Origin of the sequence: Streptomyces sp. NPDC001796 (genome assembly GCF_042892355.1) — a bacterium.
In the GTDB taxonomy this organism is placed as follows: domain Bacteria; phylum Actinomycetota; class Actinomycetes; order Streptomycetales; family Streptomycetaceae; genus Streptomyces.
Genome location: NZ_JBIAUC010000008.1, coordinates 1 through 24,067, shown reverse-complemented (window position 1 = coordinate 24,067; position 24,067 = coordinate 1). Strand labels below are relative to the sequence as shown.

Sequence of the window (24,067 nt, the reverse complement as noted above, 5' to 3'; positions counted from 1 at the left end):
TCTGGACCATGTGCGCGCAGTGTCCTACATCCGACAGTCAAGGAAGCGTGAGGACGACTCCGCGTCGTCCCCCGAAGCACAGCGGACCAAGTGCGAGGCGCTGATCACGGCCAAGGGTTGGGACAACGCCGGTCACTTCGCTGACGTGGGCAAATCCGGCTGGGACCCCAAAGTGGTCCGCCCCGCGTTCGAAGAGATGATGTCCGCCGTTCGCGCCGGACACGTAGACGCAGTGGTTGTCTTCTCGCTGTCCCGGCTCACCCGACAGGGCGCCCTCGAAGCGATGCTGATCAACGAGGAACTTGCCAAATACGGCGTACTGCTCGTCAGCGTCGAAGAGCCCTACTTGGACACGTCTACTCCCATGGGCGTTGCGATCTTCGGCCTCATCGCTGCGCTGGCTCAGCAAGAGTCAGACCTGAAGTCGGCGTACATCACGGCGACTAAAGAGACCCTGCGCGCTGCTGGCTCCCACGTGTCCGGCATGGCCCCGTACGGCTTCCAGTCGAGCCGTGAGCCGCGCGGGGACCTGGTGGTGGTCAAGCTGGTCCCGGACCCGGCAGAGGCACCGCACGTGCGCCAGATGGTCGAGTGGGCGTTGTCCGGGGTGGCCGCATCTGCCATTGCCCGCAGGCTGAACACAGACGGCGTGCCGACCAAAGCGGCGGACATGACAGCGCGCGTGGCCGCCCGGCGGGGCAGGGGCATAAGCGAGCCGCTGGAGCGCACTGCGTGGGTGTCCTCGACCGTGCTGCGCATCCTGCGTGATCCTCGCCTTGCTGGCTATGCCGCTGAACGCCAGGGCGCCAAGCGAGTCATTCTGCGCGACGATTCCGGCGCTCCCCTGATAGCACACGAGGGCATCGTTCCCGCAGACGACTGGTGGCGCCTTCAGGATGTTCTAGACGGCCGTACGCCGCAGGTTGTGAGGCAGGGTGGCCGGTCTGTGCCGTCGCTGCTCGGCGGGGCAGGGATGCTGTTCTGTGGGGTGTGCGGATCGTCCATGGTGACCGACCGACGCAACGGCAAGCAGCTCTACCGGTGCAACCGGGCCCAGTCCGGCGCTGTGCCGGGACATGGTGGCCTGGCCATCAACATGGAGGCCGCCGACGATGTGGTCGCCCGCACCGTGTGGTCGCGCCTGACTGCGCTGGACCCCGAGGACCGTGAAGACCTGGAATGGCTTGAGGAGGCAGCGCGCCGATTTGCTGCCCAGGCAGACACGGGCGAACGGCAGGCCGAACTAGCCGCCGCACGGGTCGAGTTGGAGCACGTACGGGAAGCCCTCCGCACGCTGTACGCCGACCGGCAGGCAGGGCTGTACGCCGGGGCGACCGGCACGGCCATGTTCGCCGAATTCGTCGAGCGGCTGACGGCCCATGAGGCTCGCGTGAGTGAGCGCGTAGCTGAGCTGGGGCGGGATGAGAGCGGCACCGTGGCCATCCCCTCGGAGTGGACGGCCCCGGAGGGCGACCCCATCGGGCCGGAGTCGACGTGGGGCAGTTGGGACCTGGAGCAGCGACGTAGCTTCCTGGCTTTCTTCCTCGACCGCATCACCATCGCTAAGTCCGTGGGCCGTGGCCGGAACGCGAACACGGAGGATCGGGTGACTGTGCACTGGGCAGAGACGCCAGCCAAGTAGGCGCCTGAGCGCCCTCTGAGCCCTGCCGCAGGCCGGCCGGCGGACGCGGAGCGGCTCGTCCGCTCGCGCGGACGGTCGGCGGCACGCCGCGCGCCGAAGGCGCTCAGGTCCGCTACGGGGCTTGTCCTCACCCATGGCGGGGTGCCGGTGTTCGGTCTCGTCACCGTGAGGTCACACTGGGGTCGTGAACGAAGAGTCGAGGGCCCTGCACGAGCGACTCGCCCGGTTGGAGGAACTGCTCACCGCGGCCCGCCAGGAGCCGGCCTGGCGCCGGCCCACTCGTGACGAGTCGCGCTGGGCCGTCAGCGCGGCGGTGCTCGCCGCTGTCGCCCTGCAATTGCTGCTCCCCGAGCGGCTGGCCTTTCGGCCGGTATGGCTCCTGCCCACACTGGAGTTGCTGTTGCTGGTCGTGCTGCTGTGCGCCTTCCGGATCAGTACGAGGCGGTGGGCCTCGATGCTGCGTGCGGGCGGGCTGGCGCTGGCCGCCCTCGTCAGCGTCGCCAACGGCTGGTCGGCGGCGCTGTTGATCCGGGGGCTGGTGCGCGGTACCGAGGGCAGTGATGCCGGGGCGCTGCTGATGACGGGGGCGGGTATCTGGCTGACCAACGTCATCGTTTTCGCTCTGTGGTACTGGGAGTGGGACAGGGGTGGGCCGGCGGCCCGGGCCGCCGGCCACCACGAGTACCCGGACTTCCTCTTCCCCCAGATGCAGAGCGGGGAGTTGGCGCCGGCGGACTGGGAGCCGGCGTTCGCCGACTACCTCTATGTCTCCTTCACCAACGCGACCGCCTTCAGCCCCACCGACACCATGCCCCTGTCCCGCTGGGCCAAGCTGCTGATGGCGTCGCAGGCATCGGTCTCGTTGCTCACCGTGGCGCTGGTGGTGGCACGGGCGGTGAACATCCTCAGGTGAAGCGGCGTCCTGGCCGGGGAGCGGTACGAGGGCGACGGGCTCAGCGTGTCGAGCGGCGCCGAGTCGAGGCACGGAGCGGGCTGAGCGTGTCGTGCGGGGTGGATGGATAACGTGGTTCCTGGCCGGCGACCGGCTGCCGAGCGTTTCCCCGAGAAGGGAGTTCCCGATGGCCGACGGGCCGATCCTGGTGCTTGCCGCGACCGGTGGCCAGGGCAGGGCGGTGACCGAGGCCCTGCTCGCCCGAGGGGCTCAGGTCCGGGCACTGGTGCGGGATCCCGGGCGCAGCACCGCACGGGAACTGGCCGACCGGGGCGCCGAGGTCGTGGCTGGGTCCTTGAGCGACCGCGCGTCACTCGCCGCGGCCATGCGCTCGGTGGCCGCGGTGTTCGCGTTCACCACTCCCTTCGAGGCCGGTCCGGAGGCCGAGGTGGCCCAGGGAAGGGCGATCCTGGCCGCCGCGCACGAGCAGCGCGTGCCGCATCTCGTGTTCAGCTCGGTGGCCGGGGCGGACCAGGAGAGCGGGGTGCCGCACTTCGACAGCAAGGCGCGTATCGAGGCCGAGCTGGTTTCGGGCGATGTGCCCTACACGATCCTCGGGCCGACGTACTTCTACGACAACGCGCTGGGGGGAGCCGAGCGGATCCTCGGCGGGGCGCTCGACCTGCCGCTGCCGTCCGACCGGCCGTTGCAGCAGCTCGACCGCTCCGACCTCGGTGCCTTCGCGGCCGCGGTGCTGCTGAACCCCGGCCGGTACGCAGAGCACCGCATCGAGCTGGCCAGTGACGCCCCGACGCCCTCCGGCATGGCGGCCGCGCTCGGTAGGGCCCTGGGACGAGAAGTCAGCCATGTGCGGGTGCCGCTGACGGAGGTGCGCGATCCGGACATGCACGCGATGTGGACGTTCCTGAACGGGCCCGGCTATCAGGTCGACATCCCCGCACTGCATGACGCCCATCCCGGCATCTCCTGGACCGGCTTCTCCGACTGGGCGCGCAGCACGTTCGCGGGCGCCCGCTGAGGACGCCGCTCACGCGCGCAGATCACGAAGTGTGCCGTGATGTCTTTCCTCGACGACCTCAGCCGCGAGGCGCAGGCGGGGCTCGCCGGAGGCGCCGCCGCCCTCTGCACGCAGCACGGCTGACACACGGGGAGAGGCCACCAGGACCGCTATCCGGCGAGTGTCTGCGTGCCGAGCACGGTGAGCAGCGCCAGGCGCTCGGCGTCCTCGGTACCGGGCTCAGCCGTGTAGACCATGATGCGCAGATCGCTGCCCGACACGGTGAGCACGTCGCAGTCCAGGGTCAGGGCGCCGACCTGCGGGTGGTCGATGACCTTGCGCGCGGCCTCGTGGCGGCCGACGGCTCCGGAGTCCCACAGCTCGGCGAACCGGTCGCTGCTCCTCCGCAGATCCCCGATCAGCCGTCGCAGCCGCTGGTCGGCCGGATAGCGGGCGGCGGCCGCGCGCAGATCGGCCACCAGGGCCGCCTCGAAGGCACGCAGCGACTCCGGGGTGTGCCGGGCACGGGTGCCCGGGCCGACGAAGTGCCGCCACACGCTGTTGCGCTCGTTGCCCCGCCAGCCGGAGGGGTCGCCCATCAGGGCCGCGTACGGCGGATTGGCCATGAGCAGCGTCCAGGTCGCGTCGTGCACGGCGACGGGCGTCCCGGTGAAGCGGTCCACCAGCCGCTGGACGCTCGGGGTCAGGTATGTGGGGACCGCGTCGGGGCCGGGCGGAACGAGTCCGGCGAGACGGAAGAGGTGGGCTCGCTCGTCGCCGGACAGCCGCAGAGCCCGGGCGAGGGCGTCGACGACCTGCGTCGACGGGTTGGAGGCGCGACCCTGTTCGAGGCGCGTGACGTAGTCGACGGAGATGCCGGCCAGCATGGCCAGCTCCTCACGGCGCAGCCCCGCCGCGCGCCGCTGCCCGCCCGCGGGCAGACCCGCCGCCTCGGGCGAGACCCGGTCCCGCCAGCGGCGCACCGCCCTGCCGAATTCCGCCGTCGCCATGCCGACCAGTGTGCCCCCGCGCCGCCCGGCGTGCCTGGTACCAGTAGTCCCAGGAACACGGGACGCCTGGCTGACCACGCCGCCCGCCCGGAACCTGGGGGCATGACGACAACACTGATCACCGGGGCCAACAAGGGCCTCGGATACGAGACCGCCCGTCGGCTGCTCGCCGCGGGCCACACCGTCTACATCGGCAGCCGGGACGCCGAACGCGGACGCCGCGCCGCCGAGCGGCTCGGCGCGCGGACAGTTCTCATCGACGTCACCGACGACGCGTCCGTGGCGGCCGCCGCCAAGGCCATCGAGGCCGACGGCGGGCTGGATGTGCTGGTCAACAACGCCGGCATCGAGGCGCGCGGCGAAGGCAACACGGTCGTCGACGCCGCGGGAGCCACCGCCGACCTGGTGCGGACGGTGTTCGAGACCAACGTCTTCGGCATCGTGCGCGTCACCCACGCGTTCCTGCCACTGCTGGAGCGGTCCACCGCGCCGGTCGTGGTGAACGTCAGCAGCGGCCTCGGCTCGCTCACCCGCGTCGCCACCCCGGGCACGCCGGCGTACGCCTATCCCGGCGTCGCCTATCCGGCGTCGAAGGCCGCGGTCAACATGATCACCGTGCAGTACGCGAAGGCCTTCCCGCACATGCGGATCAACGCGGTGGAGCCCGGCTACACCGCGACGGATCTGAACGGCAACACGGGCACGCAGACCGTCGAGGAGGGCGCCGAGATCATCGTGCGGATGGCACAGGTGCGGCCCGACGGCCCCACCGGAGGGTACTTCGACGTCGAGGGATCCCTTCCCTGGTGAGTGCGCGTCACCTTGCCGGTGCCCTGGAGACCGGCTGTCTCCAGGGCACCGGCCGCGCGGGAGATTGCGCCGGGTGCCCGGCAGCAGACGCGAAGGCGGCCGGGCCCGCCCCGGCGACAGACGGCGGCCGTGCCACCTTTTGTGCAATCGTGGCCGGTGTTTTGCTGCCTCACCGTTGTCCTCCTCCGCTGCTCGTGCCTAGCCTCACCTGCGGACTGCGGGAGGGTCGTCATGCTGAAGACCGTCAGAGACCAGGCAGCAGGGCTCACCAAGGACCAGCGCCATGCCTTCGTCGCCGCCTATCTCGGCTGGGCGATGGATGCCTTCGACTACTTCCTGGTGGTTCTCGTCTACAGCGAGATAGCCAAGGATTTCGACGTCTCCCTCACCGACATGGCCTTCCTGACCACCGTCACCCTGGTGATGCGTCCGGTCGGTGCCGCGCTGTTCGGTATGTGGGCCGACCGTCGCGGTCGCCGCATCCCGCTCATGACCGATGTCGTCTTCTACTCGGTCGTCGGTTTCGCCTGTGCCTTCGCGCCGAACTACACCGTGCTCCTGGTGCTGCGCCTGCTGTACGGCATCGGAATGGGCGGCGAGTGGGGCCTGGGAGCGGCGCTCGCCATGGAGAAGATCCCGGCGGCACGGCGCGGTTTCTGGTCGGGACTGCTGCAGAGCGGGTACTCCCTGGGCTACCTGCTCGCCGCCGTCGCGTTCTTCGTCATCGAGCCCGCCTTCGGCTGGCGGGGACTGTTCGCCTTCAGCCTGCTGCCGGCCCTCGTCGCGCTGTGGGTGCGTACCAGGGTCGAGGAGAGCGAGGTGTGGGAGAAGAGCGTCCGGCTCAACCGCACCCCCGCGTATCAGGTGTTCAAGAACCCGGCGGTGTTGCGGCGGTTCCTGTACCTGGTGGCGCTGATGACCGCCTTCAACTGGATGTCGCACGGCACCCAGGACATCTACCCGACCTTCGTCAAGAAGGGTCTGGGGCTGTCCGCGAACACCTCGATCGCCATCGCCGTGGTCTACAACATAGGCGCCATCCTCGGCGGTGTGCTGCTCGGCGCCTACTCCGAGCGACTGGGGCGCCGCCGTACGATCATGATCGCGGCGACCGGCGGCCTGCTCGTCGTGCCCTTCTTCGTGCTGTCCACCGGCGTCGGCTGGCTGATGCTGTCCTCCTTCCTGATGCAGGTGTGCGTGCAGGGAGCCTGGGGTGTCATCCCGGCGCACCTGACCGAGATGAGCCCCGACTCCATCCGGGGCTTCTACCCGGGCGTCACCTACCAACTCGGCAACCTGATCGCCGCCCTCAACCTGCCGATCCAGGAGGCCCTCGCCGGGCGCCACGGCTATCCGGCGGCGATGGCATGGACCATCCTGCCGACCCTGGCCGTGGTCATCCTGCTGAGCGCGGTCGGCAAGGAAGCCAAGGGCATCCGGTTCGGCACCACCGGCACACAGGCCCCGGCCGGCGCGGCGACCGACGCCGCACAGTCCTGACACCCAGCCCTTCCGGGCAGGCGCAGGCGCACACCGCCGGGCGCGCGCCGCCGTCGCCGCTGGTCGCGCCGCAGAGTCACCGAAGGCGCCCGCGCACGGCCTTCCGACACACCCCATGGCCTTGACTTCGAGAACACTCGAAGATCTAGTGTCGCCAGGGTCGAGGACGTTGCGGGTGACTGTGAACGGAGACGGACATGCACGTGGGCGTGCACATCAACCGGTTCGACCACCCCGAGGGCGGCGGCGCACTGCGCGACGAGCTCGCCGCCGCAGGCGCCGCGGCGGAGGCGGCCGGCGTGAGCTGGCTGTCGGTCATGGACCACTACTTCCAGATGGAGTTCAACGGCGGGGCCGAGGCACCCATGCTGGAGGCCTACACCACGCTCGGATACCTGGCCGCCCGGACCTCAACGCTGCGGCTCGGCGCCCTGGTCACCGGAGTGACGTACCGTCATCCGGGACTCCTCGCCAAGATCACCACCACCCTTGACGTGCTGTCCGGTGGCCGGGCCACGCTGGGGATCGGGGCCGCCTGGTACGACCGCGAGCACCACGGCCTGGGCGTGCCGTACCCGCCGCTGGCGGAACGCTTCGAGCGGCTCGAGGAAACTTTGCGCATCTGCCTGCAGATGTGGGATCCGGAGAACAACGGGCCGTTCGAGGGCCGGCACTACCAGCTGGCCGAGACGCTGTGCGTGCCGCCGCCGGTGAGTTCCCCGCGCCCGGAGATCCTGGTCGGCGGCGGGGGTGAGAAGAAGACGCTGCGGCTCGTCGCCCGCTACGCGGACGCCTGCAACCTGTTCGCCACGAGCCCGGAGGAGGTCGCGCACAAGCTCGACGTGCTGCGCCGCCACTGCGACGACGCCGGGCGCGACTACGACGCCGTCCGCAAGACGGTGACGTACTCGGGAGAGCCGGCCACCGCCGGCGACGTGGACGGCTTCACCAGCGACATCTCCGGCTACACCAAGCTCGGCATCGACACGGTGATCCTCGCGCCACGCACGGGCACCACCTCCCCGTGGATGGAAACCTTCGTGGCTCCCGCCGTGCGGCGGCTGGCCGAGCTGGACTGAGGCGTCGCCGAACGTCGGCAGCCATAAGAACCCCGGGCCCTGAGCGCACGCGTTCCGCTCGTGAGACGGTCGGGACCGGACCGGGCAACGGGCAGCACGGGTGGACCCCGGACGGAAGGGGCGGAGCGGCGTGTGACCTCCCCAGGAACACGCCGCCCCGCCTCCTGCGCCTGTCGGTTACCCCCGCCGGCCTCGTTCATTCCTCCCGCCGCACATCAACTGAACCCCGTACGCTGCGCCCCGGAGTTCAGTCACCGCTGGACGTCGCTTCCTCGTAGAGGCTCTGGACGCTCCGGCCGAAGGCGACGCTGTAGGAGACGTCGGAAGTGTCCCCGCCCTGCTCGTAGCCGCCGATGACTCCCATGACCGTGCCCGGGCTGTCGCCGATGACCCATGGGCTGCCGCTGGTGCCGCCGGTCATTCCGGTGCAGTAGATCTCGTTCTGCGTGCTGCTGAACGAGGAGATGCGGTTGGTGCATGTCACCGGATCCTGTGACGTCGCCGGGTAGCCGGTGACGGTGACACGACCGCCCGTACCCTCGTCGATGCCGAGGGTGTAGCCGCCGACCACCGACTGGATGGTGCGCCCGTCGAGTGGTGCCACCACGGCGAACGCCACATCGTCGTCCGGGCTGGAGTCGTCGGTCCACCCGGCGCCGACGACGATGCGCTGCAGATGCCACACGCCGTAGGGGGCGACACCGTCGTGGTACGCAGGGACGAAGACGTCCGACGTGGAGCCGAGGCAGTGCGCGGCGGTCACGATCAGGTCCTCGCCGGGGCTGTTCACCACGCTCGCCGTGCAGTGATGCGACCCGCTCAAACCGCTGCCGTCGAACAACGCCCCCACCTGGCCGGGCAGTCGGGAATCGGGAACTGTCCGTGAGACGCCCAGGGGAGGCGCCTGGTGAGAGGGGGGCGCGGTGGCGTGTGACGAGGACCGAGCGGGGGCGGCGGAGGGGCCTGGCGAGGCGGTCGCCTTTTGAACGGCGGGGGACGGCGGCTGGTGCCCCCCGCCGCCGGAACGCCGCGGTGAGGTCGCGGTCTTCTTGGGGTTCGCGGCCTTCGCGGCGTTCGGGGCCTTCAGGCCGAAGAGCTTGCCGGCGGCTGCGGCGCCGCTGGTGCACGCAACAAGGCATGCGACGACACATCCCAGTGTCAGCGCCGGTCTGCGATACCGGGCGCGTCCGGTGCGTTCCCTGCCGCCGTTCGCCGCACCCTGCCTCGTCATGCGCTCGTCCTCGCTTCCCTGGCCGTCTGCCCCCTGGTACCCCCACTTGCCCCACACGTGCACGAGAATCGGGTCTCCCTGTGATGCCCCGATGGGAGACGGATGGGAATCGGATGAACTCGGCCGTGCGGCCGCGCGATCTCCTCGCCGCGCCGGGGAGCCGAGCCGGCCGGGTCAGGCAAGAGCGCCCTTCTCGCAGATCTGCCGGGCGACGTCACGCACCTTGATGTTCTTCTCCTGCGAGTAGCGGCGAAGCACCTCGAACGCCTGCTCCTCGGTGAGGTGGTGGCTGCCCATGAGGATGCCCATGGCTTCGCCGATCGTGTGGCGCGTGGCGATTGCCTGCTCCAGCTGGGCGTTGGTGCGGGCGCTGGAGAAGGCGACCGCGGCGTGGGAGGCCAGCAGCCATCCGGCGGTCTCGCTGGCCTCGGTGAACGCGCCCGGCCGACGCGAGTAGAAATCCAGTGCGCCGAGGTCCTCGTCCTCGGTGAACAGCAGGAAGCCCATGATGCTGCCCACCCCCAGCTCGCGCGCCTGCGGGGCGTAGGCGGGCCAGCGGGCATGCTCCTGGGTGAGGTCGGCGATGCGGAACACCCTCTCCCGTTCGCGGATGCGCACGGCGTCGAAGCAGGGGCCCTCCTGGAGGCGTTCCTGAAGCTGGTCGCTGTGGACGACCAGGTCGTCGGTGGGGGCCAGCGATTGCACCCGTTTACCGTGCAGGAGCAGGATGCCGGCCGCGTCGCATCCCGACACCAGTTCGATGGCCGAGGCGGTGATCCGCTCCAAGGTGGCATTGACCGAGTCCTGAGCGAGCAGGTCGCGCGCCATGGAGGCCATCTGCTGCGCGAACGTACGCCAGTCCATACCGCCCTCCACGCTGTCGATGACTTCGGCGGGCGCGTCGGCCGAGCCGCAGATCCGGTCGGACGCCGCAGTGGCGAGCATCGGTTCCGGCAGTGCCCGCATCACGCCGTCCTCCCGCCACCCTAGAGCGTCGACCTCGAAGATCGCCGTCTCCCGGGTGCGTCCCCGCTCCGCGTCGCTCGCCGGTCCGAGGCGATGGGCGCTTCGGCGCGACACCCACCGCACGGGTGGGTGCTTGTCACGCGTCCAACGCGGCGCGGAGGGTGGGGTGGAAGTCGATGAGCGAGTCGAGACCGACCAGCTGCAGGACGCGCAGGACCGGTTGCCGAACGCCGGCCAGGCGCAGCCAGCCGCCATCGCCGTGGGCCTGCTGGGCGGCGATGAGGACGGTGATCCCCCCGGAGTCCAGGAAGGTCACGCCACTGAAGTCCGCGACGGTCCGCGGCGCGGCGGTGCCGGAGGGAGGCGTCAGGGCCTGGCGGAGAGAGCCGACGGTGTTGTGGTCGATCTCGCCTTGCACCGTGACCACGGTGACTCCGCCGACGAGGGCGGTGCTGATCGACAGGCGGTTCGGTTCTGCCAGTTCGTCGGTGTCTGTCACACGTCCCTCAACAGCGCTCGGTGATCTTCAAGCCAGTGCTTCCCCGGAGATGCTGCCCCAAGATGCCACGGGGGATGCTCTCGAGATGCCGCCACTTGGGTGCGGCAGGTCTGTACCGCGCGGGAGTGGGTATACGCGGCCGTGTGAACGGGGTAGCGAAGGTGATTCGGATGGAACCAGATGTCCTCGGGGAGGACCGGATAGCACCAGAGCGTGAGTATGTCCACATCACTGCGGCGTTGGAGGGCGATGGCGCCTGCATCGCAGAGGCCCGTCATCTGGCGGCTGACTTCCTCACCCGTGCGGAGGCCGTCCACGGGGTGCCCGTGTCGGACCGCACGGTCGACCTGACGCAACTGGTGGTCAGCGAGCTGGTCACCAATGCCCGCAAGTACGCGCCCGGTCCCGTGCTGCTGGAGGTGCGCATCGCCGACGGGGCCGTGGAGGTGGAGGTCTGGGACAGCGATCCGGTACTGCCGCTGGCCCGGGCGGCCGACCCCGGCCGGGTGGGCCAGCACGGCTTGGAGATCGTGATGGCCGTCGTGCAGGGGTTCGAGGCACGACGGGAACCGGTCGGAAAGCGCATCACCGCCAGGATCGCCCTGCCGGACCAGCCGGTCGTCGACGTCATCAGACGTCGCGCCCGGTAAGCCTGATCACCGCCCAAGCCTCCTACCAGGTCCGTTCGCCGACCCGGTGGCACCGCCGGAGCCACGGCCCCGGCCACCCCGCTGCCAGTGGCCGCGTCCGTCCGCCCACGCCTGGACACAGTCCGTGGTCGGCACGGGGATTCCATCGACCACGGGGCCGACCATGCGGGGCAGCCGTCCCGCAGACCGGCGGCAAGCGGCAGTCTCTCCCGCAAGCCAGGTGGCACGCCGCACGTTGTCGGACGCCGGGGAGGGGTACTCGCCACGGACCGGCGACGGAGGCGGGGAGGACCACAGGCACCGATACGGGAGACGGAACCGCTTCGCGATTCCGTCGGACGGGGCGGTCATGACGAAGGCCACTGATGACGCGGTCGAGCTCCACTTCATCGGCAACGCAACTGTCCTCCTCCGCTACGGAGAGCTGACCCTCCTGACGGACCCCAATTTCCTGCACCGCGGCGAGTACGCCTACCTCGGGTACGGGCTGGTGAGCCGCCGCCTCACCGAACCGGCCCTCGATGCCGCCGCAGTGCCGCGCCTGGACGCCGTGGTCCTCTCCCACCTCCACGGAGACCACTGGGATCGCAGGGCCCGACGGCACCTCGACCGCTCCCTGCCCGTCGTCACCACCCCCCTCGCCGCGCGCCGCCTCAGGACCGTGCACGGGTTCCGCCGGGCAGGAGGACTGCGGACCTGGCAGAGCTGTACGCTCCGGCGCGGTGACGACCAGGTGCGCATCACCGCCTTGCCCGGACGGCACGCAGGCCACCCGGTGCTGCGCCGACTGCTTCCGCCGGTGATGGGCAGCATGCTCGAGTTCGGTCCTCCGCGCGGCCCCGTCCGGCTGCGGCTGTACGTATCGGGGGACACGCTCCTGTTCGACGGGCTCGACGCCATCGCCCAGCGCTTCCCGGCCGCCGATGTCGCCGTGCTGCACCTCGGCGGCACCCTCCTGCCGGGTGGCTTCCTGGTGACCATGGACGGCGCGCAGGGAGCCGAACTGGCCCGGCGTCTCCAGCCCCGCCTGCTCCTGCCCGTCCACTACGGCGACTACACGGTGATGCGCTCGCCGCTCGCGGACTTTCTCGCCGCGATCGCGCAGGCGGGGCTGGGCGATCGGCTCGTCCGCTGCCGTCATGGACAGCGAGCGCGGGTGAGTGCCGCGAAGGACGAGGCTCCTGCTGTCTTCTGACGCGGTGTCGCTCAGCGTCCGGCCGGTGGCTGGATGTAGTCCTCCAGGCGTGCCACGGCGAATCCCTGCTCCTGGATGCGCTTGAGGAGATTGCGGAACATCTCCGTCATGCCGACGCCCTTGAGCTCCTTCGGACCGCGGAAGTGGGCGAGGATGATGTCCCCGGGGCGCAGCCTCTTGTCCGGCTCCTGGTACTGCATGTTCTTGATCTGCATGGACTCCCGCCACCAGACGATCGCCCGCGGCCCGCACTCACCCACCGCGATCCGGGTGTTGAGGTTGTACGCGCCGTAGGGCGGGCGGAACAGCAGGGGCGCGGTGCCGTACTGCCGAGTGAGGACCTTCTGGTTTCCGCAGACCTCTTCCTTCTGCCGGGCCGGCGGGAGGGTGCTCATCACCGGGTGGTGCAGGGTGTGGTTCTGTATGTGGTCACCCATCGCCTGCAACGGTTTGAAGTACGCGTAGTCCGACTTTATGGCGTCGTCCGTCAGGAACATCGTGATCGGCACCTTCAGGTCCCGCATCATCTCTATGAACCTGGGGTCCTTCTCCTGGCCGTCGTCGACGGTGATGAAGACGACCTTCTGCGAGGTCGGTATGTGCGTGAAGACCGGGACTGATCCGGTGGCGGAGAGTTTCACGGGCTTGTCGGCCGGAGGCCTGGGGGTCGCGGGCAGCGGTGTCAGGCCCCACTTGTGCCAGGCGTCGGCGGCGACGCGTGGCGCGTTGCTTGCGCTGCCGCCGGTGGGCGCCGGCTGCGACGAAGTGGGGGCCGCTCCGAGCCCCCTCGCATCGCCCGTACCGCAGCCGCCGACGGTCAGGGCCGCGACGATCGCACCCGCCAGTGTCCCGTGGAACCTGCCCCGCCCGCTGCGCCGCTTCACCGCGCCCGTCTCCCAGAACTGCCGTGCTGTAACTGCCTGTCGCTGTGTATGAGTACCTGGCGGCACGAGCGGTTCCTTCAAAGCTGGGGTTCGCCCGGAGGTCGGGGGCTGTCGGCCGGCCTCAGCCGCTCAGCCTGCTCAGCCCGCTCAGCGAGGCAGCTGAGCAGGGGGCAGCGCGGAAGACCTCACGCGGCGATGCCGAGGGGGCAGCCGACCCCGCGTGACCGCCCCGTTCATCGACATTTGCCCAGGTCAGGGGAATGGCGACCTCGTGGGCAGCTCCGGCGTGGACATCAGCGCGCGCTGTGGGCGGCGGCGGGAATGCGCGAGCGGGTCCGCTTGTTGCAGGAGTCAGCTGACATGCTCGGGCCAAACGTCCGGGGTGTGAGCGAAAGGAGGACCTCATGGCACGCAGCAACACGCGCCCGGTCGTCAGGCTGAAGTCGACAGCCGGGACCGGTGTCACCTACGTGACGCGCAAGAACCGTCTCAGCGACCCCGACCGGCTCGTCCTGCGCAAGTACGACCCGGTGGTCGGCCGGCACGTCGACTTCCGCGAGGAACGCTGAACCACGCCTCCGCCCCCTGGGCGGTGGACGCACGAGGAGGTACACCCCATGAGGCCCGACATCCACCCCGACTCCCGCCCGGTCGTCTTCCGCGACCGCGCCGCGAACGCCTCGTTCCTCATCCGCTCGACCGCGCCCTCGGCCCGGACGACCGAATGGGAGGACGGCCGTATCTACCCGCTGATCGACGTGGAGATCTCGTCGGCCAGTCACCCGTTCTACACCGGCACCTCGAGGGTCGTGGACACCGCGGGCCGCGTCGAGCGTTTCGAGCGCCGCTACGGCCGCGCGGCGGCGGCTCGCCGCTGACCGCGGCCCCGGGTCCCGGTCCCGGTCCCGGTCCCGAGCAGAAGGAGAGACCCGTCATGAAGGTGCGCAAGTCCCTGCGCTCACTGAAGTCCAAGCCGGGCGCCCAGGTGGTCCGCCGGCGAGGCGTGACCTTCGTCATCAACAAGAAGGACCCGCGCTTCAAGGCCCGCCAGGGCTGACAGGCTGCCACGGAGAACTCGATCGGCCCGGCCCGCACCACGCGGGCCGGGCCGCTGCGCGTTCCGGGGCGTCGCCCGGCCGGCCACTGGCTGACCTTCGCGTCGACCGGGATCACCGCGCGCATTCCCGACCACCGCCCACGTGCCCGGGTGATCCAGGGGCGCCGCGGATCCCCTGAACGCAGGCTCTCGGTCCGTTACATACCGGAATGCGCTGATTGGGGGATTGGCGGCGGCAAGCCGGTCCGGAGTGTCTCGCACGGTCGACTGCTTCTCCGCTGGCCAGAGCGCGGTGCGAGCGGGGGCGGGTCCGCGGCCCGTGTACCCGTGCGGGTCATTGGCACGTACAAGGGAGTGTTACGGATATGTCGGTGTTTTGTAACGCGAACGGTGTGCTTGATCCAGTGGCGAGGAAGGCCGCCAGAGTGGGCGGCCTCGGCAATCAGCCGGGATCTCGGATGCACACCTGCCCCGACCGGGGTGGGCGTGCACGAACGCCAGAAGGGACAGCTCCATGTCTGTTTCTCGTACCGTTCTTCGGCTGATCGCCGCGTGTGTGGCATCAGGCGCTCTCGTGGGGGCCGCGGCCCTGCCCGCCCTCGCCGACGGAGGCAGCCGTATCCGTGAGCAGGGGAGGAGCTACGCGCAGAGCGACCGCCCCGACGCTGTCGGCGACCACGGCCGCGACCACGACCGCGGCTACGGGCACCGCCACGGCCACGACCGTGATCACTTCCACGGCTGGGACCGGGGCCATCACCACGGCTGGTACGGCGACCGTCACCACGACCGTCGTCTGGGTGACTGGCTTCGCGACCGGGGCCGGCACCACGGCTGGTACGGAGAGCAGCGGTATCACGGCCACCACGCCCACCGCCGCTAGGACGTGACGCCGCCTGGGCCCGTGGGGTGTAGGACGACTCGCTCATCGACAGCCGGTGAGGCGGGCCCAGGCGGGGGGCCGACGCGAGCCTGTGAGTCGGGGGAGAAGAGGGGCACCCGTGCGGTGACCTGGTGCCGGGCGGCGGCGCGGCGGGCGGCAGGTGTCGGCCTGGTGCAGTGACGGGAGTGATGGGACATGGCGGACGCCGATGCGTTCATGAGCCGGCTGAACCCCGAGATGTGCGTCGTCACGGCCGCGGCGGGCGAGGAGCGGTCGGGGTGTCTGGTCGGATTCTCCTCGCAGTGCTCCATCCGGCCGGTGCGGTTCGTGGTGTGGCTTTCCAAGGTCAACCACACGTATGGGGTGGCCCGTGACGCGGAATGCCTCGCCGTCCACCTGCTGACCGGCGACCAGCACAAGCTGGCGGCTCTGTTCGGCGGCGAGACGGGAGACGAGATCGACAAGTTCTCGCAGGTGCGCTGGATGCGTGGACATGGCGGGGCGGTCGTCCTGGAGGATGCCGCGGCCTGGTTCGTCGGCACCGTCGAGCGAAGCGTCGACGGGGGCGATCACGTCGGTTTCGTCCTCGAACCAGTGCAGTACGGCCGGCGGACCGACGGTCCCTTGCTGCGGCTCGGCGACGCCCTCGACATCAGTCCCGGTCACCCGGTGGACTGACCGGACCGGCGCTTCCCCCCGGCGGAAAAATTGAGCCGACAGGTGTCAACTTCCCGGTGGGTGCGGTATATCGGAAGTGGAGAAGGAGAAGCGGAAAAGCAGGATATGTACGAAGGAGGGATGCAGATGCTGATGCGGACGGATCCCTTCCGCGAGTTTGACCGGCTCGCCGAACGGGTCTTGGGCACGGCCGCCCGCCCTGCCGGTATGCCGATGGACGCCTGGCGCGAGGGAGACACGTTCTGTGTGGAACTGGATCTGCCGGGCGTGACGCCGGAGTCGATCGACCTCGATGTCGAACGCAACGTCCTGACCGTGAAGGCCGAGCGGAAGCCGACGTACGGCGAGGACAGTGAGACGGTGATCACCGAGCGGCCTGCGGGGACGTTCAGCCGGCAGCTGTTCCTCGGTGAGACCCTGGACACCGAGCGGATCGACGCCTCCTACGAGGCGGGTGTCCTGAAGCTGCGGATCCCGGTCGCCGACCAGGCGAAGCCCCGGAAGATCACCGTCAGCGGCGGCGCTGAACGCAAGGGGCTGGGGAGCTGATCCGGGGCGAACTCCCTTCGCCGGTCACAGCGGCAGGGCCCGGGCGGCGAGCCCGGGCCCTGCCGTCATGCTGGTCACGCTCCCACCGCACCTGCTGAAGCGGCCGGCACGGTGAGGGCTTCAGCGCCCCGGTCGCGGCGTCCGGGCAGTCGTCGAACTCGCCCAGGACTCCGAGCGCTTGCACGTCCCGTCCGTCGGGCCACGTTTGCCGGCTGAAGGTCACTGCGACCCGGGACCGGTCAGGTCAGTGCGCGCGCCGAGGCGCCGCGCCGTGTGCAAGCCTGTCCCGGGCTGAGGGGCCCATGATCGCCCGTGCAGACGACGACGGCTTGCAGGGGTTCGCCGCAGTCCCGGTGGTGGACCTCCAGGGGCGGTCCCTCCGGGTCCGCGGTGTAGCGGTCGCCCCACTGCTTGAGTGCGATCATCACGGGCCACAGATCCCAGCCCTTACGTGTGAGCCGGTATTCATGGCGGGTGCGCTGGCCCGGTTCGCGGTACGGGACGGTGTCCAGGACCCCGGCCGCGACGAGTTTGCGCAACCGGTCCGACAGCACCGCGTCCGACAGCCCCACATGGCGGCGGAAGTCGTCGAAGCGGTGCACGCCGTTCATCGCGTCGCGCAACACCAGCAGCGACCACTTCTCGCCGATCAGGTCCAGGGTGCGCTGCACCGTGCAGTTCTCGGTGCTGGTCTCCAGCCAGGTCATACGGCCATCGTAGGCTGGCTTCGACATTGACAGCCAGGGGTGGCGCTGGCTAGCTTCCCCATCAGAAGCCGGCACGGGGAAGGAAGCGCCCATGACGAGGTCACGCACGTTCGAGTGGGAGGACCCCGGCGTCTCCGCGGCCGCGGTCGGGCAGGAGAGCGGGCTCGACTTCCTCCGCAGCGTGCTCAGCGGGCGTCTGCCTGCCGCGCCCATCGCCGCGACCCTCGGCTTCACCCTGGAGGAGGTCGAGTTCGGCCGTGCCGTCTTCGCCCTGGAACCGGGGGAGGAGCACTACAACCCCATCGGCAGCGTCCACGGCGGCGTCTACGCCACCCTGCTCGACTCGGCCGCCGGTTGTGCCGTGCAGTCCGTCCTCCCGGCAGGTATGGGATACACCTCACTCGACCTGACTCTGAAATTCCTGCGCCCGATCACCGTCGACACCGGCAAGGTCCGCGCCATCGGTTCCGTCCTCAACCACGGCCGCCGTACCGCCCTCGCCCAGGCGGAGCTGCTCGACTCCGAGGACCGCCTGCTCGCCCACGCCACCAGCAGCTGCATGCTCTTTCCCGTCACCAGGAGTTAGAGCTCGGAACAAGATGGGCGGTCGGCAAGCGCCCGGGGAGCGCGGTGCCGGGAGCGCCCGGACGCTCCCCGGGCGCTCCGTTTCGATTGCGGCCCCTGATCGGCGCGGATGCCCCATCCGCGCCGATCACGCACAGGGGCCGCGTTCGTATGGCCTTTGCCCGGGCGGACCCGTCACCCTTGAGGCGGACGGACACCCCGTCGAGGGGAGGTGCGTGGGCACGTGCGTACACCTGGCCGAAGCCGGTTCCCTCCGGCCGCAGCGTGGCTGCGCGCCCGCGATCCCGACCTGGCCGCGACCCGCCGCGCCGGGCGCACCGCGATCGTCATGCCCGCACTGTTCGCTCTGTGCAGCCAGGTGATCGGGTCGCCGACGATGGCTGCCTTCGCCGCCTTCGGCTCGTTCTCGATGCTGCTGCTGGTGGATTACACCGGCCCGATGGTGCAGCGACTACGGGCGCATCTGGGTCTTGCGGTGGCCTGGGCGGTACTCGTCTGCCTGGGCACGCTTGTGGCGCACCGGATCTGGCTCGCGGTGACCGCGATGGTGGTGATCGGTTTCCTGGTCCTGTTCGCCGGAGTGGTCAGTTCCGTTCTCGCCGGCACGTCGACCGCCCTGTTGCTGGCCTTCGTCCTCCCGGTGACCTCCCCGGTGCCGCTGCCGCAGCTGCCCGCCAGGTTCGCCGGAGTGGGTCTGGCAGCGGCCGCCGCCATGATCGCGATCTGTCTTCTGTGGCCCCGCTCCACCACTGACCCGCTCAGCGCGCCGGCGGCCCGCGTGTGCCGTGCGGCGGCGGCGCAACTGCGCACCGACGCCTCTCTGCTGGCCGGCGGCCCCGGCACGCCCAGCGGCACGAAGTGCCGGGCGATCGCCGACGAGGCCGCGACCGCGGCGGCCGACCTGCGCGGTGTCTTCGACGCCACCCCCTACCGGCCCACGGGCCTGTCCGCCGGCTCCCGGGCCGTCGTTCGCCTGGTCGACGAACTGACCTGGCTCAGCAGCATCCTGGCCGACAGCGCACCCCCGCTCGACGACCGCCCGGCCTGCGACGCCGACGCCCATGCCGTACGTCGTGCCGCCGCCGCGGTGCTGGACGAAGCGGCCGACCTGCTCGACGCCCCGCGCAACGCTCCGGGCGGGCTGCGCGCCGCGGTCGGCGACCTGCGAGCGGCCATGGCCCGGATGGAGCGCAACGCCACATCACGACTGCCCGTCCAACACTCGGGAGCCGGTACACCCGCACAGGTGCACCCTGTCATCGGCGCTCTGGACCTGTCCTTCCGCGCGCAGGAGCTCGGCTTCGCGACGCTCCAGATCGCCGGCAACGTCGACCTGGCCTCGGCCGCCGAGCGGCGCAGCTGGCCCGAGCGTCTGCTCGGCCGCGAGCCCGGCGCCGTGGCCAGACCGCTTGCCGCGGCGCGCGAGCGGGCCGCCGCGCACCTTCAGCCGCAGTCCGTCTGGTTGCACAACAGCCTGCGGGGCGCGGTCGGCCTGGGCATCGCGGTCGCCCTGGCGGACCTGATCAATGCCCAGCACTCCTTCTGGGTGCTGCTGGGCACCCTGTCGGTACTGCGTTCCAACGCCCTCAACACCGGTCAGAACGCCCTCCGCGCCGTCGGCGGCACGATCGCGGGGTCGATCGTCGGGGCCGGACTGCTCCAGCTCATCGGACACCACGGCACGGTCCTGTGGTTCTTGCTTCCCCTCGCCGTCCTCCTGGCCGGCATCACCCCTGCGGTCATCTCGTTCGCCGCCGGTCAGGCGTCCTTCACCATCACCCTCGCCATCCTGTTCAACATCGGCCAGAACCCCGACTGGCACATCGTGCTGCTGCGGATCGAGGACATCGCGATCGGCTGTGCCGTGAGCGTGCTTGTCGGCCTGTTCTTCTGGCCACGCGGCGCCGCCGCGGCCGTGGAGCGGGCCCTGGCCGAGGCGTACACGGACAGCGCCCGTTATCTGGCGGGCGCCGTGGAGTACGCCGTCGGCCGCTGCGGCGGCGGTGCCCCATCGGCGGGGCTCGCGTTGCAGGAGGCTCGTGAGGCCGCCGCCGCGGCGCGACGGCTCGACGACGCCTTCCGCACCTACCTCGCCGAACGCGGGCAGAAGCCGATGCCGCTCGCGGACATGACCACCCTGGTCACCGGCATCGTCGGACTGCGCCTTGCGGCGGACGCCGTTCTGGGGCTCTGGCAGCGCGCCGCGCAACCGCACGGCGAAGCCGATCGGGCGCAGGCCCGCCTCGTTCTCCTGAGCGCCGCCGGACGGGTCTCCGGCTGGTACCGGGACCTGGCCGCCGGTCTGGGGCGGGACGGCTCCGTCCGCGATCCGCTGCCGCGCAACCCGACGGCCGAAGCTCAGTTGGTGGATTCCCTGCGCCGCGACCTCAGCGACGAGCACGGGCGGGCCACGGACACGGCCGTCCGGATCATCTGGACCGCCGACCATCTCGACGCCGCGCGCCGCCTGCAGCCGAGCCTGGCGGAAGCGGCGCGGCCGGGCAGCGCGTCCTGACCGTGGACGAGCCGTTCCGGGGCGATTGCGCCCTGTGGCCTTCGCCGAAAGCGGGTCCGTCCGTCGGCCGTACCGGTTACAGTCGGCGGGCGGTCGGGGGTTGATCCGAGGGGGAGCGGACGATGACCGGAAGCACGATGAGGCGATGCCCGGCGCGGACCGGGGTCCGGGTCCTGGCGTCCCGTCGGCCACTCCTCGCACTCGCCGTTCCGCGCGTCGGCGGACGCCGGTGGCTTGCCAACCGGCACGTCGCCCCCGGGTGCCTTCCCGTGGCGTTGCCCGGCCGGACATCCGTCCCTGCCAGTGAGGTGGTACCTCGATGAGCATCATTGACCTCGCCGCGCTCGGCGAGTCCTTCACCCGCGACCCCTACTCCGTCTACGCCCGCTTACGGGCCCAGGGCCCGGTGCACCGCATCCGGATGCCGGAAGGGGGCGCGGAGGCCTGGCTCGTCGTCGGATACGAGGCCGGACGCGCCGCGCTGGCGGACTCCCGGCTCTCCAAGGACTGGAGCAAAGCGTCCCCCTCTCTGCCGCTGGGGGCCGTCTCGTCCGGGCCCCACATGCTCAGGGCCGATCCGCCGGACCACACCCGGCTGCGCAAACTGGTCGCCCGGCAGTTCACCGCGCGCCGGGTGGAGGAACTCGCGCCGCGCATCCAGAAGACCACGGACGTGCTCCTGGACCGGATGGTCGCCGCCACCGACGGACGCGCCGACCTCGTCGAGGCACTGTCCTTCCCGCTGCCCATCTCCGTGATCTGCGAACTCCTCGGCGTTCCGGACCTGGACCGCGACTCCTTCAGGAGGTGGTCGAACGACGCGCTCGGCGCCATCGACCCCGAAGAGCGAACAGCTGCGGCGACCTCGATGGCGCGCTACCTGGCCGAGTTGGTGGACGGCAAGCGGCACCGGCCCGGCGACGACCTCATGAGCGCGCTGATCCACGGCTCGGACGAGGACGGCGACAGGCTGTCCCCCGAGGAGCTTCTCGGCATGGCCTGGCTCCTGCTCGTCGCAGGCCATGAGACGACCGTGAACCTGATCTCCAACGGCGTCCTCGCCCTCCTCACGCATCCCGAGCAGCTGGCGGCCCTGCGCGCCGACCTCTCCCTCATCGACACCGCGGTCGAGGAGATGTTGCGCTACGACGGCCCGGTGGAGAGCCCCACGTACCGCTTCACCACCGAGCCGGTGGCGATCGGCGACACCGTCATCCCCGGAGGCGGCGAACTCGTCCTCGTCGCCCTGGCCGACGCCGACCGTGACCCCGCGCGCTTCCCCTCACCCGACAGCTTCGACATCTCCCGTGACGCCCGCGGCCATGTGGCGTTCGGCCATGGCATCCACTACTGCCTGGGGGCGCCGCTGGCCCGCCTGGAGGCACGCATCGCCATCAGGACGCTGCTGGAACGCTGCGCCGACCTGGCCCTGGACGTCCACCCGGCGGCGATCACCTGGCGCCCGGGAATGATGATCCGCGGTCCGCGGAGCCTTCCCGTCCGGTTCACCCCGTAGCCCACCGGTCAACGGGCGGAGGACGAGGCGGGGATTCCGGTCGCCCTGAAGCCGTCGGTGTGACTCTTGTCATGGTCGACCTCTGTCGTACGGCGATGCCTAGTAGCTCCCCGCCTCCTTCTCATTTGGTGTTCAGGTGCCGCCAAGCGGACATTCCTCACCGAGGCTGTGCCGGTTTATCGATCATTCATCCGCCGCGGCTTTTTCCTTCATTTCCCGCTCCTTTGGCGGCGTCACGGAGAACCCGGGAATGCGCTGAGCGGGATTTAGCGTGCCCCCCGATGCCTGGCAAGAGTCGCGTTTTCCTACGAGAAAGCCTAGTACTGGGCGCTCATTGCCCTTGTTGCTCCGCCTTCCGAGAATGACCGGGCCGCAGGGCTTCCCGGCATCTTCCGCGCTGGATCCCGTGCAGGTGGCCGGGGTTGGCGTTGCACAGCGCACACCGCGTGGTCTCCGCACGTGGAATTGTCATGCGCAGCAAATGCCGGGGTGCTGCGAGAAGCGATGCCAATACCAAGTGAGGACGGTCGCGTGAGCAAGCACCGCAGGACATTGCACCACCGAAAGGCAGTCATAGCCGCCGTCGCCGTCGCCGCGGTGGGCGTCCCGTCCGTCGCCATGGCCTGCACCGACTCGTACAACGGACGGCCGGACAGGCACCGTTCGCACCATCACTGGCGCAACAGCTCCGGCAATGCCGCGAAATGGCACTGGGCGAAGGCGACCGGAAGTCCGGCGCCCCAGCCCAAGGCGAGCCCTTCGGCGACCACCACCCCCACCGCCCCGCCCACGGCTTCGACCGCCCCGGCGTCCAGCGCGCCCGCCTCTGCCACGGCACGCGTCGTCGCGCTCGTCAACAGTGAGCGCGCAAAGGCGGGTTGTGCACCGCTGACCGTCAACTCGAAGCTGACGAAGGCCGCTCAGGCACACAGTGCCGACATGGCCGCCCACAAGAACATGTCCCACACCGGCTCCGACGGCTCGTCCCCGGGTGACCGGATCACCAGCGCCGGATACTCCTGGAGCTCGTACGGCGAGAACATCGCCTACGGTTACAGCACCCCCGAGAGTGTCATGGCGGCCTGGATGGCCAGCCCCGGACACAAGCGGAACATCCTCGACTGCGGATTCAAGGAGATCGGCGTAGGCCTCGCCCAGCCCGGCTCCTACTGGACGCAGGACTTCGGCACCGCCCGCTGACCACGCAGCCTCGCCGGCGGCTCACCTGACTCGGCGGTCTGTCTCCACTGTGTCCGGGGCGGTGATCGCCGGTGGCTGCGGCGTCCACTGCGACCGCAGCAGCAGTCGTACGCGGTGGAAGAGGAAGGCGGCCATCGGGAGTTCGACGAAGAGGGCGAGCCCGGCGGACAGCCATACCGCGGACGTGCCCAGGGCGAGCGAGACATCGAACCATGCGTCGCACACCAGGAGGACGGCGGTCGCCAGGGCGGGCAGCACCACGGCCCGGTGGCGGCGCATTCCCAGGACCGCTGTCGCCCCGAGTGCCGTCAGGAGCAGTATGTCGAAGCCGACCCAGGTCGTGCGCCACGCGTGGACACGGTAGTCGGACGGCAGGGTCACTCCCAGTATCACCGTCCAGGGAATCAGTCCCAGCGCCGACACCGCGAGCAACTCGAGCGTGTGCCGTCGGCGCCGCTCGAGGAGGGCATCCCGGCCGTCCCGGCCCGCTAGGGCCGGGCGCACCGGTCTCGAGACGTCCTCGCAGGGGTCGGTCTGCGCCGGGTCCTGTGTCGTCGGGCTCATCGGCGGGCGGCTTCCTCGGCGACGACGGGCGAAGGCGCGGGATACCAGGCCGCGACGCGCCGCGTGGTGAGCCAGCCCAGACCGGCCAGCAGCACGCCGATCACAGCCTGTGGAAGGTGCTGACTCACCAGCATCACCGCGGCAGCGGCGTCCAGACCCATCGCGAGAAGGATGAGCGCGGCCCGCCGCCAGGACTGACGCGGTGCGGTGGCTGCCACAGGACGGTCGGGCCGGCCGTGAAAGACGGGCGATGTGCTGTGGCTCATCGCGGCCACCTCTCCTGACCCGTTCGGTCTTGGTCCATGTCAGCCTCCGGAGAACCGAGAGATGAAAGGGACAACCGGTTCTGGCTCAGGTTCTGTGACGTGGCACTCTGAGTGACATCCGGACACCTTCGAGCCGTGCGCGAAGTCGCCCGAAAATGGCCCGTCGGCCCG

Annotated in this window: 26 protein-coding genes; 18 read left to right on the top strand and 8 right to left on the bottom strand. The window is 70.3% G+C overall.

The annotated features are described in order from the left end of the window. Window positions 1-19: 19 nt before the first annotated feature. The 3 genes from ACFYZE_RS18145 to ACFYZE_RS18135 all read left to right on the top strand — a co-directional run bounded on the left by ACFYZE_RS18145 (window position 20) and on the right by ACFYZE_RS18135 (window position 3,573). A complete protein-coding gene (locus ACFYZE_RS18145; RefSeq protein WP_388994495.1) occupies window positions 20-1,642 on the top strand; it encodes a recombinase family protein in 1,623 nt (540 codons plus the stop codon). A gap of 184 nt (window positions 1,643-1,826) precedes the next feature. Further along, window positions 1,827-2,555: a hypothetical protein gene (locus tag ACFYZE_RS18140; RefSeq protein ID WP_388994492.1), complete on the top strand. Its 729-nt coding sequence runs from the start codon at window positions 1,827-1,829 to the stop codon at window positions 2,553-2,555. Between the two features lie 166 nt (window positions 2,556-2,721). After that, window positions 2,722-3,573, top strand: a complete 852-nt coding sequence (locus ACFYZE_RS18135; protein WP_388994489.1) for an NmrA/HSCARG family protein — start codon at window positions 2,722-2,724, stop codon at window positions 3,571-3,573. A gap of 149 nt (window positions 3,574-3,722) precedes the next feature. On the opposite strand, the gene ACFYZE_RS18130 is transcribed toward ACFYZE_RS18135, so the two are convergent. Beyond that, on the bottom strand, window positions 3,723-4,562 hold the full coding sequence (locus tag ACFYZE_RS18130) for a helix-turn-helix transcriptional regulator (RefSeq protein ID WP_388994486.1): 840 nt from the start codon (window positions 4,560-4,562) through the stop codon (window positions 3,723-3,725). 102 nt (window positions 4,563-4,664) lie between these two features. On the opposite strand from ACFYZE_RS18130, the gene ACFYZE_RS18125 reads away from it, so the two are divergent. From ACFYZE_RS18125 to ACFYZE_RS18115, 3 genes are all read left to right on the top strand, one after another. After that, window positions 4,665-5,372 (top strand): SDR family NAD(P)-dependent oxidoreductase, encoded by a 708-nt coding sequence (locus ACFYZE_RS18125; protein ID WP_388994483.1) that lies wholly within the window; start codon window positions 4,665-4,667, stop codon window positions 5,370-5,372. A 231-nt stretch (window positions 5,373-5,603) separates the two neighbouring features. Then, on the top strand, window positions 5,604-6,872 hold the full coding sequence (locus tag ACFYZE_RS18120) for an MFS transporter (protein ID WP_388994480.1): 1,269 nt from the start codon (window positions 5,604-5,606) through the stop codon (window positions 6,870-6,872). A gap of 197 nt (window positions 6,873-7,069) precedes the next feature. After that, window positions 7,070-7,951, top strand: a complete 882-nt coding sequence (locus tag ACFYZE_RS18115; protein WP_388994477.1) for an LLM class F420-dependent oxidoreductase — start codon at window positions 7,070-7,072, stop codon at window positions 7,949-7,951. A gap of 247 nt (window positions 7,952-8,198) precedes the next feature. Here the strand turns inward: ACFYZE_RS18115 and ACFYZE_RS18110 are convergent, their stop codons facing one another. From ACFYZE_RS18110 to ACFYZE_RS18100, 3 genes are all read right to left on the bottom strand, one after another. Then, window positions 8,199-9,182: a trypsin-like serine peptidase gene (locus ACFYZE_RS18110; protein ID WP_388994474.1), complete on the bottom strand. Its 984-nt coding sequence runs from the start codon at window positions 9,180-9,182 to the stop codon at window positions 8,199-8,201. A gap of 174 nt (window positions 9,183-9,356) precedes the next feature. After that, a complete protein-coding gene (locus ACFYZE_RS18105; RefSeq protein WP_388995276.1) occupies window positions 9,357-10,046 on the bottom strand; it encodes a GAF and ANTAR domain-containing protein in 690 nt (229 codons plus the stop codon). 238 nt (window positions 10,047-10,284) lie between these two features. Next, window positions 10,285-10,647 carry an STAS domain-containing protein gene (locus ACFYZE_RS18100; RefSeq protein ID WP_388994471.1) on the bottom strand — a complete coding sequence of 121 codons (363 nt, stop codon included), beginning with the start codon at window positions 10,645-10,647 and terminating at the stop codon, window positions 10,285-10,287. 170 nt (window positions 10,648-10,817) lie between these two features. Here ACFYZE_RS18100 and ACFYZE_RS18095 point away from each other — a divergent pair, with 170 nt between their 5' ends. Further along, window positions 10,818-11,297 carry an ATP-binding protein gene (locus ACFYZE_RS18095; RefSeq protein ID WP_388994468.1) on the top strand — a complete coding sequence of 160 codons (480 nt, stop codon included), beginning with the start codon at window positions 10,818-10,820 and terminating at the stop codon, window positions 11,295-11,297. A 349-nt stretch (window positions 11,298-11,646) separates the two neighbouring features. Further along, window positions 11,647-12,492: an MBL fold metallo-hydrolase gene (locus ACFYZE_RS18090; protein ID WP_388994465.1), complete on the top strand. Its 846-nt coding sequence runs from the start codon at window positions 11,647-11,649 to the stop codon at window positions 12,490-12,492. 11 nt (window positions 12,493-12,503) lie between these two features. Here the strand turns inward: ACFYZE_RS18090 and ACFYZE_RS18085 are convergent, their stop codons facing one another. After that, complete coding sequence (locus ACFYZE_RS18085; protein ID WP_388994462.1) at window positions 12,504-13,376, bottom strand: polysaccharide deacetylase family protein; 873 nt, start codon at window positions 13,374-13,376, stop codon at window positions 12,504-12,506. A gap of 404 nt (window positions 13,377-13,780) precedes the next feature. Here ACFYZE_RS18085 and rpmG point away from each other — a divergent pair, with 404 nt between their 5' ends. From rpmG to ACFYZE_RS18055, 6 genes are all read left to right on the top strand, one after another. Continuing rightward, window positions 13,781-13,945 (top strand): 50S ribosomal protein L33, encoded by a 165-nt coding sequence (gene rpmG / locus ACFYZE_RS18080; RefSeq protein WP_388994459.1) that lies wholly within the window; start codon window positions 13,781-13,783, stop codon window positions 13,943-13,945. A 48-nt stretch (window positions 13,946-13,993) separates the two neighbouring features. Continuing rightward, window positions 13,994-14,254, top strand: coding sequence for a type B 50S ribosomal protein L31 (locus ACFYZE_RS18075; RefSeq protein WP_388994457.1), 261 nt, complete (start codon window positions 13,994-13,996; stop codon window positions 14,252-14,254). A gap of 56 nt (window positions 14,255-14,310) precedes the next feature. Further along, window positions 14,311-14,433 (top strand): type B 50S ribosomal protein L36, encoded by a 123-nt coding sequence (gene ykgO / locus ACFYZE_RS18070; RefSeq protein ID WP_028801377.1) that lies wholly within the window; start codon window positions 14,311-14,313, stop codon window positions 14,431-14,433. Window positions 14,434-14,947: 514 nt separating this feature from the next. Further along, window positions 14,948-15,316, top strand: coding sequence for a hypothetical protein (locus ACFYZE_RS18065; protein ID WP_388994454.1), 369 nt, complete (start codon window positions 14,948-14,950; stop codon window positions 15,314-15,316). Window positions 15,317-15,511: 195 nt separating this feature from the next. Continuing rightward, a complete protein-coding gene (locus ACFYZE_RS18060; protein ID WP_388994451.1) occupies window positions 15,512-15,994 on the top strand; it encodes a flavin reductase family protein in 483 nt (160 codons plus the stop codon). Between the two features lie 126 nt (window positions 15,995-16,120). Then, complete coding sequence (locus ACFYZE_RS18055) at window positions 16,121-16,543, top strand: Hsp20/alpha crystallin family protein (protein ID WP_388994448.1); 423 nt, start codon at window positions 16,121-16,123, stop codon at window positions 16,541-16,543. Between the two features lie 239 nt (window positions 16,544-16,782). Here the strand turns inward: ACFYZE_RS18055 and ACFYZE_RS18050 are convergent, their stop codons facing one another. Next, window positions 16,783-17,250 (bottom strand): winged helix-turn-helix transcriptional regulator, encoded by a 468-nt coding sequence (locus ACFYZE_RS18050; RefSeq protein ID WP_388994445.1) that lies wholly within the window; start codon window positions 17,248-17,250, stop codon window positions 16,783-16,785. Window positions 17,251-17,341: 91 nt separating this feature from the next. Here ACFYZE_RS18050 and ACFYZE_RS18045 point away from each other — a divergent pair, with 91 nt between their 5' ends. From ACFYZE_RS18045 to ACFYZE_RS18030, 4 genes are all read left to right on the top strand, one after another. Then, entirely contained in the window at window positions 17,342-17,836 is a 495-nt protein-coding gene (locus ACFYZE_RS18045) for a PaaI family thioesterase (protein ID WP_388994441.1), read from the top strand. A gap of 222 nt (window positions 17,837-18,058) precedes the next feature. Further along, a complete protein-coding gene (locus ACFYZE_RS18040; protein WP_388994438.1) occupies window positions 18,059-20,350 on the top strand; it encodes an FUSC family protein in 2,292 nt (763 codons plus the stop codon). Window positions 20,351-20,669: 319 nt separating this feature from the next. Then, window positions 20,670-21,866: a cytochrome P450 gene (locus ACFYZE_RS18035; RefSeq protein ID WP_388994436.1), complete on the top strand. Its 1,197-nt coding sequence runs from the start codon at window positions 20,670-20,672 to the stop codon at window positions 21,864-21,866. Window positions 21,867-22,397: 531 nt separating this feature from the next. After that, the gene (locus ACFYZE_RS18030) at window positions 22,398-23,066 is read left to right on the top strand and encodes a CAP domain-containing protein (RefSeq protein WP_388994433.1); all 669 of its coding nucleotides are present in this window, start codon (window positions 22,398-22,400) and stop codon (window positions 23,064-23,066) included. Window positions 23,067-23,087: 21 nt separating this feature from the next. Here the strand turns inward: ACFYZE_RS18030 and ACFYZE_RS18025 are convergent, their stop codons facing one another. Both ACFYZE_RS18025 and ACFYZE_RS18020 read right to left on the bottom strand, forming a co-directional pair. Then, complete coding sequence (locus ACFYZE_RS18025; protein ID WP_388994430.1) at window positions 23,088-23,630, bottom strand: hypothetical protein; 543 nt, start codon at window positions 23,628-23,630, stop codon at window positions 23,088-23,090. Next, window positions 23,627-23,896, bottom strand: coding sequence for a hypothetical protein (locus ACFYZE_RS18020; RefSeq protein WP_388994427.1), 270 nt, complete (start codon window positions 23,894-23,896; stop codon window positions 23,627-23,629). Before ACFYZE_RS18020 ends, ACFYZE_RS18025 begins: the two co-directional genes overlap by 4 nt. Between the last annotated feature and the right edge of the window lie 171 nt (window positions 23,897-24,067).